The organism is Nocardioides psychrotolerans, from assembly GCF_943371775.1.
GTDB lineage: Bacteria > Actinomycetota > Actinomycetes > Propionibacteriales > Nocardioidaceae > Nocardioides > Nocardioides psychrotolerans_A.
In genome coordinates, this window is the sequence record NZ_CALRWD010000003.1 from 86283 (window position 1) to 100315 (window position 14033).

Here is a 14033-nt window from a genome sequence, read left to right on the forward strand (position 1 = left end):
CATGACTCAGACCCAGACCAAGCTGACGGCGGCGATCGTCGGCCCCGGCAACATCGGCACCGACCTGCTCTACAAGCTGCTCCGGTCCGACGTGATCGAGCCGCGGTGGATGATCGGCGTCGACCCCTCCTCCGAGGGGCTGCGCCTCGCGGCCGGCAAGGGGCTGGAGGCCTCCCACGAGGGGGTCGACTGGTTGCTCAAGCAGGACGTGCTGCCGGACCTGATCTTCGAGGCGACGTCGGCCTACGTGCACCGCGAGTACGCCCCGCGCTACGAGGAGGCCGGCATCCGGGCGATCGACCTGACGCCCGCCGCTGTCGGGCCTGCCGTGATCCCGCCGGTCAACGGTGAGGAGCACGTGGGTGCGTGGAACGTCAACATGATCACCTGCGGCGGTCAGGCCACGATCCCGATGGTGGCGGCCGTCTCGCGCGCCGCCGCGGTGTCCTACGCCGAGATCGTCGCCTCGGTCTCGTCGATGTCCGCCGGCCCCGGCACGCGCGCCAACATCGACGAGTTCACCCGCACGACGTCTGCGGGCGTCATGTCGATCGGGGGAGCCGAGCGTGGCAAGGCGATCATCATCCTCAACCCCGCCGAGCCGCCGATGATCATGCGCGACACGATCTACTGCGCGGTCTCCCCGGACGCCGACCGCGACGCGATCGTCGCGTCGGTCTTCGCGATGGAGAAGGCGGTCCAGGAGTACGTCCCGGGCTACCGGCTCCTCCAGGAGCCCCAGATCGACGAGCCGTCGGCCGCCACCCAGGGCCAGACCAAGGTCTCGATCTTCGTGGAGGTCGAGGGTGCCGGTGACTTCCTGCCGCCCTACGCCGGCAACCTCGACATCATGACCGCCGCGGCCACCCAGGTCGGCCAGAACATCGCCCGCTCCGTCCTTGGAGGTGTCGCATGAGCGACCTCAACGCCCTGTCCCGCACCTGGTCCGGCACCCACGGCACCGAGCCGTGGGGCGAGCTGGACCTGCGGCTGACCGACACCTGCCTGCGCGACGGCTCGCACCACAAGCGCCACCAGTTCACCGCCACCGAGGTCCACGACATCGTCGAGGCGCTCGACGCGTCCGGGGTGCCGGTGATCGAGGTGACCCACGGCGACGGCCTCGGCGGGTCGTCGTTCAACTACGGCTTCTCCCGCACCCCCGAGCAGGAGCTCATCAAGATCGCGGCCGAGACCGCCAAGCGCGCCAAGATCGCCTTCCTGATGCTGCCCGGCCTCGGCACCAAGGACGACATCCGCGCCGCCCAGGACAACGGCGGCCAGATCTGCCGCGTCGCCACGCACTGCACCGAGGCCGACGTGTCCATCCAGCACTTCGGGCTGGCCCGCGAGCTCGGCCTGGAGACCGTCGGCTTCCTGATGATGAGCCACACCCAGCCGCCCGAGGTGCTGGCGAAGCAGGCGCGCATCATGGTCGACGCGGGCTGCCAGTGCGTCTACGTCGTCGACTCCGCCGGTGCCCTGGTCATGGAGCAGACCGCCGACCGGGTGTCAGCGGTCGTCGCCGAGATCGGCCACGAGGCCACCGTCGGCTTCCACGGCCACGAGAACCTCGGCCTCGGCGTCGCCAACACCGTGATCGCCGCCCGTGCCGGTGCCACCCAGATCGACGGCTCCGTGCGTCGCTTCGGCGCCGGCGCCGGCAACACGCCGCTCGAGGCGTTCGTCGGGGTCTGCGACAAGCTCGGCTGGAAGACCGGCATCGACTTCCTCACCATCGTCGACGCCTCCGAGGACGTCATCAGGCCCGCCATGCCCGAGGAGTGCCAGCTCGACCGGATGACGCTGATGATGGGCTACGCCGGCGTCTACTCCTCCTTCCTCAAGCACGCCGGCAACGCCGCCGAGCGCTACGACGTCTCCGGCGCCAAGATCCTGCTCGAGGCCGGTCGCCGCAAGCTGATCGGCGGCCAGGAGGACCAGCTCATCGACATCGCGCTGATGCTCAAGGCCGAGCAGGACAAGCTGACCGCCAACTCCTGACCGTTCCCAGCCCAAGCGCCGGCCCCAGCGTCAGCGCCAAATGCCGGGCGACGGTTGGCTCAGTCCAGTGGGGTGTCGACCCAGCCGACGAAGCGGCTGCCAACTCCCAGGATCTCCTCACGATGGTCGCCGCGGAGCGGAGGCGGCAGATCGGAGGGCTGGTGGTGGTCGCAGCTGATGAAGGTGAAGGTCGGCCACCACTTCTTCGGCCGGGCTCTCTCGGCAGACCCGCAGACACTGCAGACCAGATCGACCCACACCGGCCTCTTGCCGGTCCGATGGGCACGGGACTGGACCAGCCACGGTGGCGGGCTGTCCTCTATCTGACGCAGCTGGGCTTCGGTGAGCGTCGTGGGCAGGCCGTGTCGGGTGGCCATCTCCAGGGGGATGTCCAGGCGTTGGGCAGCGTCGCGGCGGGTGATCATCGACGCCCACGATAGTCAGTGCCTGAGGGCCCGCGGGCCGAGCCGATCGCGGTGGTTCGACGCATGTGATCTGCCGACACCAGGTCTGCTCGGAACGCCCGCTCCGCAGAACGACGTGTCGGGGCGAGGATGCGACATCCCGGCCGCCTGGTGCGAAGCCCACCACGGCGGTGCCCCCTGGTCGCGGGGTGGGCGGACCGACCTGAGCGACGGGGTGCTGCTGTGCTCCTTCCACCACCATCGCGCCCACGACCACCGCTATCGCAGCGACCGGCTCGCTGATGGACGGGTCCGCTTCCACCTGCGGACGTAGGCCCGGGGAGCGGGTGACGAGGGGCTGGGGTGGTGCGGTTGCCGGCCGATACCCCCCACCGCATCGAGAACTGCATAAGTTGCGCAGGCCCCCGGATATGGTCCAAAACAAGAACGTGTTCTAGTATTGGTCGCGTCCCACCATGACAGGAGATCGAGATGTCCCAGGCTGTGCTCGACGGTGTTCGTGATCTGCTCCCCACGTTCCGTGACCGCGCTGACGAGACCGAGCGTCTGCGCGTCGTCCCGGAGTCCAACATCAAGGAGCTCGAGGAGACCGGCTTCTTCAAGCTGCTCCAGCCGAAGCGGTTCGACGGCCACGAGGCCGACCCGATCACCTTCTACACCGCGGTGCGCGACATCGCGAGCGCGTGCGGGTCGACCGGCTGGGTCTCCAGCGTCGTGGGCGTCCACCCCTGGCAGGTCGCGCTGTTCGCCGACGAGGCGCAGCAGGCCGTCTGGGGCGAGGACACCAACACCCGCCTGAGCTCGTCCTACGCACCGACCGGCAAGGCGACCGTGACCGAGGGTGGCTACATCCTCTCGGGCAAGTGGAGCTTCTCCTCGGGCTGCGACCACTGCTCGTGGGTGCTGCTCGGCGGCCTGGTGTTCAACGAGGACGGCAACGTCATCGACTTCAAGACCTTCATGGTGCCGCGCGACAACTACACGATCATCGACGTCTGGCACATGGTCGGCCTGAGCGGCACCGGCTCCAACGACATCCTGGTCGAGGACGTGTTCATCCCCGAGGCCTTCACGCTGAGCATGGGCGAGACCGGGCAGTGCAAGGGCCCGGGCCAGGAGCAGAACACCTCCGACCTCTACAAGCTGCCGTTCCACTCGATCTTCACCGGCACCATCACCACCCCGATCATCGGCATGGCGATGGGTGCCTATGCCGACCACATCGAGATGCAGCAGAAGCGCAGCCGCGCGGCCTACCTCGGCGAGAAAGCCTCCAAGGACCCCTTCGCCATGGTGCGCATCGCGCGTGCCTCCTCGGAGATCGACGCCGCCTGGGCCCTGCTGGTCAACAACATCCGCGAGGAGCAGGACTACGTCGCCAAGGGGGAGAAGATCCCGCTCGGCACGCGTCTGAAGGTCCGTCGTGACCAGGTCATCGGCAGCCAGCGTGCGATCGAGGCGATCGACGCGCTGTTCGAGGCGTCCGGGGGTCGTGCCCTGACCGAGGGCACCTACCTCCAGCGCGCCTGGCGCGACGCCCACGCGGGCCGGGTGCACGCGGCCAACGACCCCGAGCGCGCACTGCAGATGTTCGGCGCCCACGAGTTCGGCCACAAGGTCGACCCCGGGATGTACTGACCTGCGATGACGGACTTCTCCCAGGAAGCGACTCGGCGCTCGGCGAAGGCCGGCGAGATCACCCTCAACTACTACGAGGCGGGGGTCTCGACCGATCTCGGTGGGGGGCTGCCCCTCGTCATGCTCCACGGCGGCGGGCCCGGCGCCAGCGCCTGGTCCAACTTCGGCCGGGCCCTGCCGGGCTTCGCTGCGTCGTTCCGCACGCTCCTCGTCGACCAGCCGGGCTTCGGCGCGTCCGACAAGCCACCCGTGGTGGGCAACTTCTACCGCCACGCGGCCGACCACGTCGTCCGGCTGCTCGACGAGCTCGGCATCCAGAAGGTGCACCTGCTGGGCAACAGCCTCGGCGGCGGCACGGCGATGCGCCTCGCGCTCACCTACCCCGAGCGGGTCGGTCGCCTGGTGCTCATGGGACCGGGCGGGCTGTCGCTCAACCTCTTCCACGCCGACCCGACCGAGGGCGTGCAGCGCTTGATGGACTTCGGGGCAGACCCGACCCGCGACAAGCTGCGCGCGTTCATCTCCACCATGGTCGTGGACCAGTCGCTCGTCACCGACGAGCTGGTCGAGGAGCGGTTCGCCGACGCGACCGCGCCCGGCGCCCAGGAGGCGATGCGCTCGATGGGCATGTCCTTCTGGAACCCCGAGACGGCCGAGGACGGGATGCTGTGGCGCGAGGCGCACCGCCTGCGCAAGCACACCCTGCTCACCTGGGGGCGCGAGGACCGCGTCAACCCGCTCGACGGGGCCATGGTCGCGCTCAAGCTGATCCCGAAGGCGTCGCTGCATGTCTTCCCCAACTGCGGGCACTGGGCACAGATCGAGGCTGCCGACGAGTTCCGCGACGTGGCCACGTCGTTCTACGCACGGCACGTCGAACGACGCCCCGCACCGCCCCAGGAGTCCTGATGACCATCGACATCAAGTCCATGGGCTACGTCCGCGTGGCCTCCACCGACCTCGAGCAGTGGCGCACCTTCGCGGGCAAGGTGCTCGGGCTGGCCGAGGGGCGCGGGCCCGACCCCGACCACCAGTACTGGCGCATCGACCAGGTCTCCGCGCGGCTCGTCGTCTTCCCCTCCGACGTCGACCAGCTCTCCGCGGTCGGCTGGGAGGTCGCCGACCCGCGCGCCCTGCAGGAGGCGCGTGAGCACCTGCAGAAGGCCGGTGTCGCGTTCGAGGAGGGCACGGCCGAGGAGCTCGCCGAGCGGCGCGTGCAGGAGCTCGTGCGGTTCAGTGACCCGTGGGACAACGTCTTCGAGCTGTTCCACGGCATCACCTACGAGTCCCACCCGCTCGTGACGCCGTACGCCGCGAGGTTCGTCACCGGCGACCAGGGTATGGGCCACATCGTGCTGCCCGTCCTCGACGACGTCGAGGCGCTGCGCTTCTACACCGACGTGCTGGGCTTCCGCCTGCGCGACTCGATGAGCATGCCGGGGGAGTTCGTCGGCAAGGAGCCCGGCTCCAAGGTGTGGCTGCGCTTCCTCGGCGTCAACCCGCGCCACCACTCGCTCGCGTTCCTGCCGATGCCCAACGCGTCCAAGTGCGTCCACGTCATGCTCGAGGTCGAGGACCTGGACGACGTCGGTCGTGCGCTGACCCGCGTGCGCAAGCACCAGGCGCCGCTCTCGGCCACGCTCGGTCGGCACATGAACGACGAGATGGTGTCGTTCTACGTGAAGTCCCCGGGTGGCTTCGACGTCGAGTTCGGCACCGACGGCCTGACCGTCGAGGACGATCGCTGGGTGGCCCGGGAGTCGACGGCCGTGTCTTACTGGGGACACGACTTCGGCGCGGGCCACTGAGCATGGCTAGCGTTGGGGCCATGCCACACCACTCCGGGACTCCCGAGATCCCCGACGGGATGAGCCACGACGCTCGCGAGACGTGGCCCAGCCCCGAGCTCATCAGCTCCTGGCTCGGTGATATCGACCTCGACGTCGAGTGGCGTCCCGGTGAGGGCTCGAGCGTCCACGCGGACGATCCGGAGGCCGTCGCCGCCGCGCGACGCTTCCGCGACGTCCTCGGCAGCTTCGCCTCGGGCGTCACCGTCGTCACCTCCACGAGCAACGGCGAGCCGGTCGGCATGACCTGCCAGTCGTTCTCCAGCGTCTCGCTCGACCCGCCGCTCGTGCTCTTCATCCCGGCCAAGACCTCGCGGGCGTGGCCGCTCATGCAGCGCTCCGGCAAGTTCTGCGTCAACTTCCTCGCCGCCGACCAGGCCGACCTGTCCAACACGATGGCCAGCCGCGGCACCGACAAGTTCGCCGACGTCGACTGGGCCCCCTCGGCCGCGACCGGCTCCCCGCTCTTCGCCGACACCGTCGGCTACGTCGACTGCACCATCCACGCGGTCCACGAGGCCGGCGACCACTACGTCGTGATCGGCCGCGTCGTCGACCTCGGACTCCAGGGCGCCGAGACGCCGCTGCTGTTCTACAAGGGGCAGTACCGCTCGACCGACTGAGTGCTGAACGGCCCTCCCGTCTCGCTCCCGCATCGGCGAGACTGAGTGCCGTGGAGACGATCACGTTCGACAGCCATGGTGTCCGTTGCGAGGCCTGGCTGCTGGCCGCCCGGTCCGATGCCCTGACGACCGCAGGCGGCAGGCCGTGCGTCGTGATGGGTCACGGGTTCGGGGCCACCCGGGACGCCGGGCTGCTGCCCTTCGCGGAGCGCTTCGCCGACGCCGGTGCCGACGTGCTCGTCTTCGACTACCGCGGCTTCGGCACGTCCGACGGCTGGCCACGCCAGGACGTGGACCACCGACGCCACCGCGAGGACTACCGGTCGGCCGTCGTCGCAGCGCGTGGGCTCGAGGGCGTGGATCCCGACCGCATCGTGCTCTGGGGGAGCTCCTACTCCGGGGGCCACGTGGTCGTCGTGGCGGCAGGGGACCACCGGATCGCCGGCGTGATCAGCCAGGGTGCGGCGATGGACGGGCTCGCGGCGTTCCGCGGGGTGCAGCAGACCAGCGGCAGCGGCAAGGCGCTCGCGCTTACCGGGGCCGGGCTCAAGGACCTCGCTCGATGGGCGACCCGTCGCGAGCCGCACCTCGTGCCGGTCGTGGGCGAGCCGGGCTCGGCCGCGGTGATCTCGGCGCCGGGGGCGGTCGCCGGCTACGGCGCCATCATGGGTCCCACGTTCCGCAACGAGATGTGCGCCCGTGGGATCCTGCGCATCGCCGCCAACCGCCCGGTGCGGCACGCGGCCGACGTGACGTGCCCGGTGCTCCTGGTCGTCGCGGAGCAGGACAACATCGCCCCGGTGGCATCGGTGCGCGAGGTGGCGCGGCGGCTGGGCGACCTGGCGCAGACCGTGTCCTTCGACTGCGGCCACTTCGACGTCTACGTCGACGAGGTGTTCGAGCCCAACGTCACCGCGCAGGTCGCCTTCCTGGAGAAGGTACTGGCGCCCTGAATCCGGGCGACCCGGTGCGCCTGCGTCAGATGCGGGTGCGGATCGGGTTGGCGAGCATCCCCGGGGGATAGGCCTCGTCGGCGCTGGGGAGGGTCGTGACCTCCAGGGACTCGCGGGACTCGGTGTCGTCGTCGAAGTCGTTCATGACCTGACCCTAGGGACCGGCTCTCCACTCAGGACACACGGATCGTCCACGAATCCCTAACAAAGACTGGGGTTTCCTGCCCTCAGAGGTCGAGCAGCGCGCGGTGCTCGTGCGCCTGGCCGAAGAGCTGTCCGAGCGCATGCGCGCGCTTGAGCACCAGGTGAGCGTCGTGCTCCCACGTGATGGCGATGCCCCCGTGCAGCTGCACGGTCTCCCCGGCGATGCGGGCCAGCGCGTCGGAGCAGTAGGACTTGGCGACGTGGGTCAGCCGCTCGGCGTTGTCAGCGCCGCTCGAGACGGCGTACGACGCCGCCCACGACGCCGATCGCGACATCTCGAGCAGCACCAGCATGTCCGCCATGCGGTGCTTGAGCGCCTGGAAGGAGCCGATCGGCCGACCGAACTGCACGCGGTCCTTCGTGTAGGCGACGGTCATGTCCAGGGCGCGGGCGGCCAGCCCCGCCTGGAGCGCGGCGGTGCCGACGGCACCCACGAGGCGGGCGCGCGCGAGCGCCGGAGCGGCGTCACCGATGACGGTCGTGGTGGCGCCCGCCAGGTCGACGTGCGCCAGGCGGATCGTCTGATCCATCGACTCGGCCCACGTGCGGGTGGCGCTGACCGGGTCGACCTCGACCAGCCCGGCCTCCGTGACCGCCACCAGCACGGTGGCGGTGTCACCGTCGAGGACCGGTCCGTCGTCGAGCACGATCGCCGCGACCTCGCCGGCCGCGATGCGGGGGAGCAGTCGCCGCTTGGCCTCCTCGTCGGCGCCGGCGAGCAGCGCCTCCGTCACCACCAGGGAGGACAGCAGCGGGCTGGGCGCCAGGGACCTGCCGAGCTCCTCGAGCACGATCAGCGGCTCGAGGAGGGTGAAGCCCGCGCCGTCGTAGGCCTCGGGGACGGCGAGCGCGCTGACACCGATCTGGTCGCACAGCGTCTGCCAGAGGGCCTCGTCGTGCCCGAGGTCGGATCCCATCGCGGCCCGCACGGCCCGCGAGTCGGCGCGCTTGTCCAGCAACGAGCGGACCATCGTGGCCAGCTCCTGCTGCTCGGGGGAGAACGCGAAGTCCATCAGCCCACCAGCTCGCGGAGGACGGCGGCGCGGTGGTGGGCGGGGGTGCCCCAGGCGGTCACGAGCGCGCGGACCTTGGTGATCCAGATGCTCAGGTCGAGCTCCGCGGTGTAGCCGATCGCGCCGTGGACCTGGAGGCCCGTGCGTGAGGCGAGGTAGGCGGCGTCGGCCGTGGCCACCTTGGCTGCGGAGGCGCTGACCTCGCCGAGCGCCGCCCCGAGGACCAGCGGGCGGGCGAAGTCGAGAGCGATGCGCACGTCGGCCAGCGCGTGCTTGATCGCCTGGTAGGAGCCGATCTCGCGTCCGAACTGCCGGCGCTGCTTCACGTAGGTCACGGCGTCGGCCAGGATCCGCTCACCGGCGCCGAGGAGCTGGGCCGAGGTGGCCAGCACGGCCAGGTCGAACGCCGCGTCGAGGTCGCCGTGCTCGACGCTCTCGCCGGCCGTGACGGTGAAGAGGTGACGGGTGCCGTCGACCGAGGTCGTGGCCTCGCCCACCGTCGCGCGGTGCAGCGAGCCGTCCTTGACGACGAGGACCTGGTCGGCCACGTCGGCGTCCAGGGCGTAGGGGACCAGAGGTGCGATGGCGACGGTGGCCACGCCCTCGACCTCGTGGCCGAGGGCGAGCGGCAGGTAGGCCGCGGACTCGACCCACGGCCCCGGCACCGCGTGCCGGCCCAGTGCCTCGAAGGCGATGCAGAGCTCGACGGGCGTGGCCTCGGTGGCCAGCATCGTCAGCCCCTGCTCGGCCAGTCTCGCCCACAGGCGCAGACCGGCTGCGTGGTCGCCGGCCGCCCAGGCGCGTGCCACGCCCACGGTGTCGGAGGACGACAGCAGCGACTCCAGCGACGACGCGAAGTCGCGTTGGTCCTCGGTCAGCTCGAACCTCACGCCTTGACTCCCTTCGGCTCGCGCGGAAGGCCAAGGATCCGCTCCGCCACGATGTTGCGCTGCACCTCGTTGGTGCCGGCATAGATGGGTCCCGACAGCGAGAAGACGTAGCCGTCGAGCCAGGGGGACTCGACCTCGGCCTCCGGGCCGAGCAGGTCGAGGGCCGTCTCGTGCAGGGCGATGTCGAGCTCGGACCAGAAGACCTTGTTGACCGACCCGGCCGCCCCCATGTCGCCACCTCCGGCCAGGCGGGTCACGGTGCCCCAGGTGTAGAGCCGGTAGGCCTGCGCCTTGAGCCACGCGTCGACCACCCGGTCGGTGGCCGGACCTGCGTCGGGTGTCGCCCTGCAGAGCTCGACGAGCCGGTCGGCAGCGGCACAGAACCGCCCGGGCGAGCGCAGGGACAGCCCCCGCTCGTTGCCGGCGGTGCTCATCGCGACGCTCCACCCCTCGCCGACCCCGCCGAGCACGTCGGCGTCGGGGACGAACACGTCCTCGAAGAAGATCTCCGCGAAGCCCGCCTCCCCGTCGAGCTGCGCGATCGGGCGGACCGTGACGCCCTCGGCGTCGAGGGGGAAGAGGAAGTAGGTCAGGCCGGCGTGCCGCTGGGCCTCGGGATCGGAGCGGAACAGCCCGAAGCCCCAGTGCGCGAAGGAGGCCCGCGAGGACCAGGTCTTCTGGCCGTTGAGCAGCCAGCCGCCGCGGGCCTCGTCGCGTCGTGCCGTGGACGTGAGGGAGGCCAGGTCCGAGCCGGCCTCCGGCTCGGACCAGCACTGCGCCCAGACCTGCTCGCCGGTGGCCATCGACGGCAGGAAGCGGTCCTGCTGCTCCTGGGTGCCGTGGTCGAAGAGGATCGGGGCGAGAAGGAAGATCCCGTTCTGCGACACACGACCGGGTGCCCCGGCGCGGTAGTACTCCTCCTCGAAGACCACCCACTCGACCAGTGACGCCTCACGCCCGTGGTAGGCCGCGGGCCACGAGACGACCGACCAGCGGGCGGCCGAGAGGCGGGCCTCCCACTCCTGGTGGGCCACCCAGCCCTCGGCGGTGTCCATCGACGGCAGCGGCTCGCTCGGCACGTTGGCCGCGAGCCAGGCGCGTGCCTCGGCCTGGAAGGCCAGCTCCGACTCCGACAGGGTCAGGTCCATCTCAGTCCTCTCGCAGGGCGGTCTTGAGGACCTTGCCCGACAGGTTGCGGGGGAGTGCCTCGACGAAGACGACGTGGCGGGGCACCTTGAAGTTGGCCAGTCGCTCGCGGGCGAAGGCGACGACAGCCTCCGCGGTGAGGTCCGCTCCGGCGGGCTGGCCGACGCGGACGACGTACGCCGTCCCGACCTCGCCCAGGCGCTCGTCGGGCGAGCCGACCACGGCGACGTCGGCGACGCCGTCCAGACGGGCGAGGGCCTGCTCGACCTCCGCGGGATAGACGTTGAACCCGCCGGAGATGTACATGTCCTTGAGCCGGTCGGTGATGCGCAGGTTGCCCGCGTCGTCGACCGTCCCGACGTCGCCGGTGTGGAGCCAGCCGTCGGCGTCGATCGCCTCGGCGGTCGCCGCGGGGTCGTCGAGGTAGCCGAGCATCACGTGCTCCCCGCGCAGCAGCAGCTCACCGGCCTCGCCCGCAGCGGCGTCGACGCGCACCTCCATGCCGGGGATCGCGCGACCGCAGGTGGTGGCGACGGTCTCGGCGGAGTCGTCCTGTCGACACATCGTCGCGACGACGGCCTCGGTCATGCCGAAGGCGGTGACGACCTGCTCGATCGCCAGGCCCTCCGGCGCGGCGGCGCGCATGCGCTCGATCAGCACGACGGGCACGACGGCAGCCCCGGTGACGGCGAGCCGGAGGGACGAGAGGTCCCGCTCCGCACGACCCGGAGCGCCCAGCAGGGACTGGTAGATGGTCGGCGCACCGGGGAGCAGCGTGATCCGCTCGCGCTCGATGAGCCGCATCGTCTCGTCGACGTCGAAGGTCGCGACGGGATAGAGCGTCGCCCCGGTCAGCAGCCCGACCACGATGCCGATCTTGTAGCCGAAGGAGTGGAAGAACGGGTTGACCACGAGGTAGCGGTCGTCGGCCCGCACCCCGCCGAGGTCGGCCCACACCTGCGCGACGCCGATGGTCTGGCGGTGCGCCGACATCGCGCCCTTGGAGCGTCCGGTCGTCCCGGAGGTGAAGAGGATGTCGGCCACGTCGTCGGCGGCCACCGCGTCGGCCACTGCGTCGATGCCGTCGATGCCGCCGGGGTCGCCCGCCACGTCGTCAAGCCGCGTGACCTCGAGGACCTCGGCGACCGTCGCCAGTGTGCTGGCGGCGCGCAGGTCGGCGACCTGGGTCCGGCCGAGGAAGCCGTCGGCCGCGACGACGAGCACGGCGCCGGTGCGGTCGACCACGTCGGCGACCTCGGGGCCCGTGTAGCGCGAGTTGACCGGGACGAGCGTGCCGCCGGCGTACGTCACCGCGAGGGCGGCCACCGCCCAGTCGATGCTGTTGGGGGCCCAGACGACCACGCGGCCGCCGGGCTCGAGGCCCCGGGCGCGGTAGCCGGCCGCGACCGCCCGCACCCGCTCGAGGAGGGCGGCGAACGACAGGACCCGGTCGCCGTCGACGTACGCCGGGTGGTCACCGAAACGCCTGGCAGCGTCACGCAGGACCTGCGGCAGGGTCGTCGCCATCGCCTCTCCTATCCATACCAAGCAAGTGCTTGGTAGGGTAGCACTCGTGGACCTGAGCTACTCCGAGGAAGACCAGGCGTTCCGGGTCGAGATCCGGACCTGGCTCGAGGACAACCTGACCGGCGAGTGGGCCGCCCTGCGCGGTGTCGGCGGCCCTGGTCGCGACCACGAGATGTTCGAGGAGCGGCTCGCGTGGAACAGGCACCTCGCCGCCCACGGCTGGACCTGTGTCGGGTGGCCGGTCGAGCACGGCGGTCGCGGGCTGAGCCTGTGGCAGCAGGTGATCTTCCACGAGGAGTACGCCCGCGCCCAGGGCCCGGCTCGCGTCAACCACCTCGGCGAGGAGCTGATGGGGCCGACCCTCATCGCCTTCGGCACGCCCGAGCAGCAGGCGCGCTTCCTGCCCAAGATCGTGGCGGTCGAGGAGCTGTGGGCCCAGGGCTACTCCGAGCCCGGAGCCGGCTCCGACCTGGCCAACGTGCAGACGAAGGCGCGCCTGGTCCCGACCGACGGGGAGCGCGAGGAGTGGGTGATCGACGGGCAGAAGGTGTGGACGTCCAACGCCCACCTGTCGCAGTGGGTCTTCGTGATCGCGCGCACCGAGCCCGGCTCGCAGCGTCACCACGGACTGTCGTTCCTGCTCGTGCCGCTCGACCAGGAGGGCGTCGACGTGCGTCCGATCGAGCAGCTGACCGGCGGTTCGGAGTTCAACGAGGTCTTCTTCACCGGTGCTCGCACCGACGCCGACCTGGTCGTCGGTGAGATCGGCAAGGGGTGGCCCGTCGCGATGGGGCTGCTCGGCTTCGAGCGCGGGGTGTCCACGCTCGCGCAGACCGTCGACTACGCCCGCGAGCTCGCCGGGGTCGTCGACCTGGCCAAGCGGACCGGGGCGATCGACGACCCGGTCCTGCGCGACCGGCTCGCCGCGCTGAGCGCCGAGCTCGAGGTGACCCGCTCCTTCGCCCTGCGCGGTCTCTCCTCGGTCGAGGGCGGCTCCGACTCGGCCGCCGGCGGGGGAGCCGGCTCGATCTTCAAGCTGGTCTGGGCCAACTGGCACCAGCGGCTCGGCGAGGTCGCGATGCAGGTCGCCGGTCCCGCCTCGCTGCTCGCACGGGAGTCGGGCACGCCCTACGACCTCGACGAGTGGCAACGACTCTTCCTTTTCTCCCGCGCCGACACGATCTACGGCGGCAGCGACGAGGTCCAGAAGAACATCCTCGCCGAGCGTGTGCTCGGCCTTCCGAAGGAGCCCCGCGGATGAGTGCTGCCCCGACCCAGGGACGCCCCGAGCAACCTGTCCCCGACTACGTCCCCGGACACGACCTGCTCGCGGGCAAGGTCGTCGTCGTGACCGCTGCGGCGGGCGCGGGCATCGGCGCCGCCGTCGTACGACGAGTGCTCGAGGAGGGTGCCAAGGCCGTCGTGTTCAGCGACACCCACGCCCGCAGGCTCGCCGAGGCCGAGACCGCGCTGGCCGAGGAGTTCGGCGCCCATCGCGTGCGGCAGCTGGTCTGCGACGTGACCGACGAGGCCCAGGTGACGGCTCTCCTCGACGTCGCCGACGAGCTCGGCGGCGTCGACATCATGATCAACAACGCCGGTCTCGGCGGCACGGCCAACGTGCTCGAGATGACCGACGAGCAGTGGCTCAAGGTCCTCGACATCACGCTCACCGGCACGTTCCGCTGCGTGCGGGCGGCCGGCCAGCGCTTCGTCGCGTCGGGCACCAAGGGCGTGATCATCAACAACGCCTCGGTGATCGG

Annotated in this window: 14 protein-coding genes; 9 read left to right on the top strand and 5 right to left on the bottom strand. The window is 70.8% G+C overall.

All coding sequences use genetic code 11. The features are described 5' to 3' along the window. Position 1 precedes the first annotated feature (1 nt). A complete protein-coding gene (locus tag AAG827_RS02115) occupies positions 2-916 on the top strand; it encodes an acetaldehyde dehydrogenase (acetylating) (RefSeq protein ID WP_341924133.1) in 915 nt (304 codons plus the stop codon). Continuing rightward, entirely contained in the window at positions 913-2004 is a 1092-nt protein-coding gene (gene dmpG / locus AAG827_RS02120) for a 4-hydroxy-2-oxovalerate aldolase (RefSeq protein ID WP_341924134.1), read from the top strand. Before AAG827_RS02115 ends, dmpG begins: the two co-directional genes overlap by 4 nt. Before the next feature lie 59 nt (positions 2005-2063). On the opposite strand, the gene AAG827_RS02125 is transcribed toward dmpG, so the two are convergent. After that, on the bottom strand, positions 2064-2429 hold the full coding sequence (locus AAG827_RS02125; protein WP_341924135.1) for a hypothetical protein: 366 nt from the start codon (positions 2427-2429) through the stop codon (positions 2064-2066). 471 nt (positions 2430-2900) lie between these two features. On the opposite strand from AAG827_RS02125, the gene hsaA reads away from it, so the two are divergent. The 5 genes from hsaA to AAG827_RS02150 are packed head-to-tail and all read left to right on the top strand — an operon-like array spanning position 2901 to position 7490. Next, on the top strand, positions 2901-4067 hold the full coding sequence (gene hsaA, locus AAG827_RS02130) for a 3-hydroxy-9,10-secoandrosta-1,3,5(10)-triene-9,17-dione monooxygenase oxygenase subunit (RefSeq protein WP_341924136.1): 1167 nt from the start codon (positions 2901-2903) through the stop codon (positions 4065-4067). Between the two features lie 6 nt (positions 4068-4073). Further along, complete coding sequence (hsaD, locus tag AAG827_RS02135) at positions 4074-4976, top strand: 4,5:9,10-diseco-3-hydroxy-5,9,17-trioxoandrosta-1(10),2-diene-4-oate hydrolase (protein WP_341924137.1); 903 nt, start codon at positions 4074-4076, stop codon at positions 4974-4976. Beyond that, positions 4976-5875 (top strand): iron-dependent extradiol dioxygenase HsaC, encoded by a 900-nt coding sequence (gene hsaC / locus AAG827_RS02140; RefSeq protein WP_341924138.1) that lies wholly within the window; start codon positions 4976-4978, stop codon positions 5873-5875. Before hsaD ends, hsaC begins: the two co-directional genes overlap by 1 nt. A 20-nt stretch (positions 5876-5895) precedes the next feature. After that, the gene (locus tag AAG827_RS02145) at positions 5896-6537 is read left to right on the top strand and encodes a flavin reductase family protein (protein WP_341924139.1); all 642 of its coding nucleotides are present in this window, start codon (positions 5896-5898) and stop codon (positions 6535-6537) included. A gap of 50 nt (positions 6538-6587) precedes the next feature. After that, entirely contained in the window at positions 6588-7490 is a 903-nt protein-coding gene (locus tag AAG827_RS02150; protein WP_341924140.1) for an alpha/beta fold hydrolase, read from the top strand. A gap of 227 nt (positions 7491-7717) precedes the next feature. Here AAG827_RS02150 and AAG827_RS02155 read toward each other — a convergent pair whose 3' ends face one another. The 4 genes from AAG827_RS02155 to AAG827_RS02170 are packed head-to-tail and all read right to left on the bottom strand — an operon-like array spanning position 7718 to position 12270. Beyond that, positions 7718-8707, bottom strand: a complete 990-nt coding sequence (locus AAG827_RS02155) for an acyl-CoA dehydrogenase family protein (RefSeq protein WP_341924141.1) — start codon at positions 8705-8707, stop codon at positions 7718-7720. Then, complete coding sequence (locus AAG827_RS02160) at positions 8707-9597, bottom strand: acyl-CoA dehydrogenase family protein (protein WP_341924142.1); 891 nt, start codon at positions 9595-9597, stop codon at positions 8707-8709. The genes AAG827_RS02155 and AAG827_RS02160 overlap by 1 nt, the downstream gene beginning before the upstream one ends. Then, entirely contained in the window at positions 9594-10745 is a 1152-nt protein-coding gene (locus AAG827_RS02165) for an acyl-CoA dehydrogenase family protein (RefSeq protein ID WP_341924143.1), read from the bottom strand. Before AAG827_RS02165 ends, AAG827_RS02160 begins: the two co-directional genes overlap by 4 nt. A 1-nt stretch (position 10746) precedes the next feature. Continuing rightward, positions 10747-12270 carry a FadD3 family acyl-CoA ligase gene (locus AAG827_RS02170; RefSeq protein ID WP_341924144.1) on the bottom strand — a complete coding sequence of 508 codons (1524 nt, stop codon included), beginning with the start codon at positions 12268-12270 and terminating at the stop codon, positions 10747-10749. 46 nt (positions 12271-12316) lie between these two features. On the opposite strand from AAG827_RS02170, the gene AAG827_RS02175 reads away from it, so the two are divergent. Both AAG827_RS02175 and AAG827_RS02180 read left to right on the top strand, forming a co-directional pair. After that, entirely contained in the window at positions 12317-13531 is a 1215-nt protein-coding gene (locus AAG827_RS02175) for an acyl-CoA dehydrogenase family protein (protein ID WP_341924145.1), read from the top strand. Beyond that, positions 13528-14033, top strand: a 506-nt coding sequence (locus AAG827_RS02180; RefSeq protein ID WP_341924146.1) for an SDR family NAD(P)-dependent oxidoreductase, incomplete at its 3' end; no start/stop codon positions are given. The genes AAG827_RS02175 and AAG827_RS02180, both read left to right, overlap by 4 nt.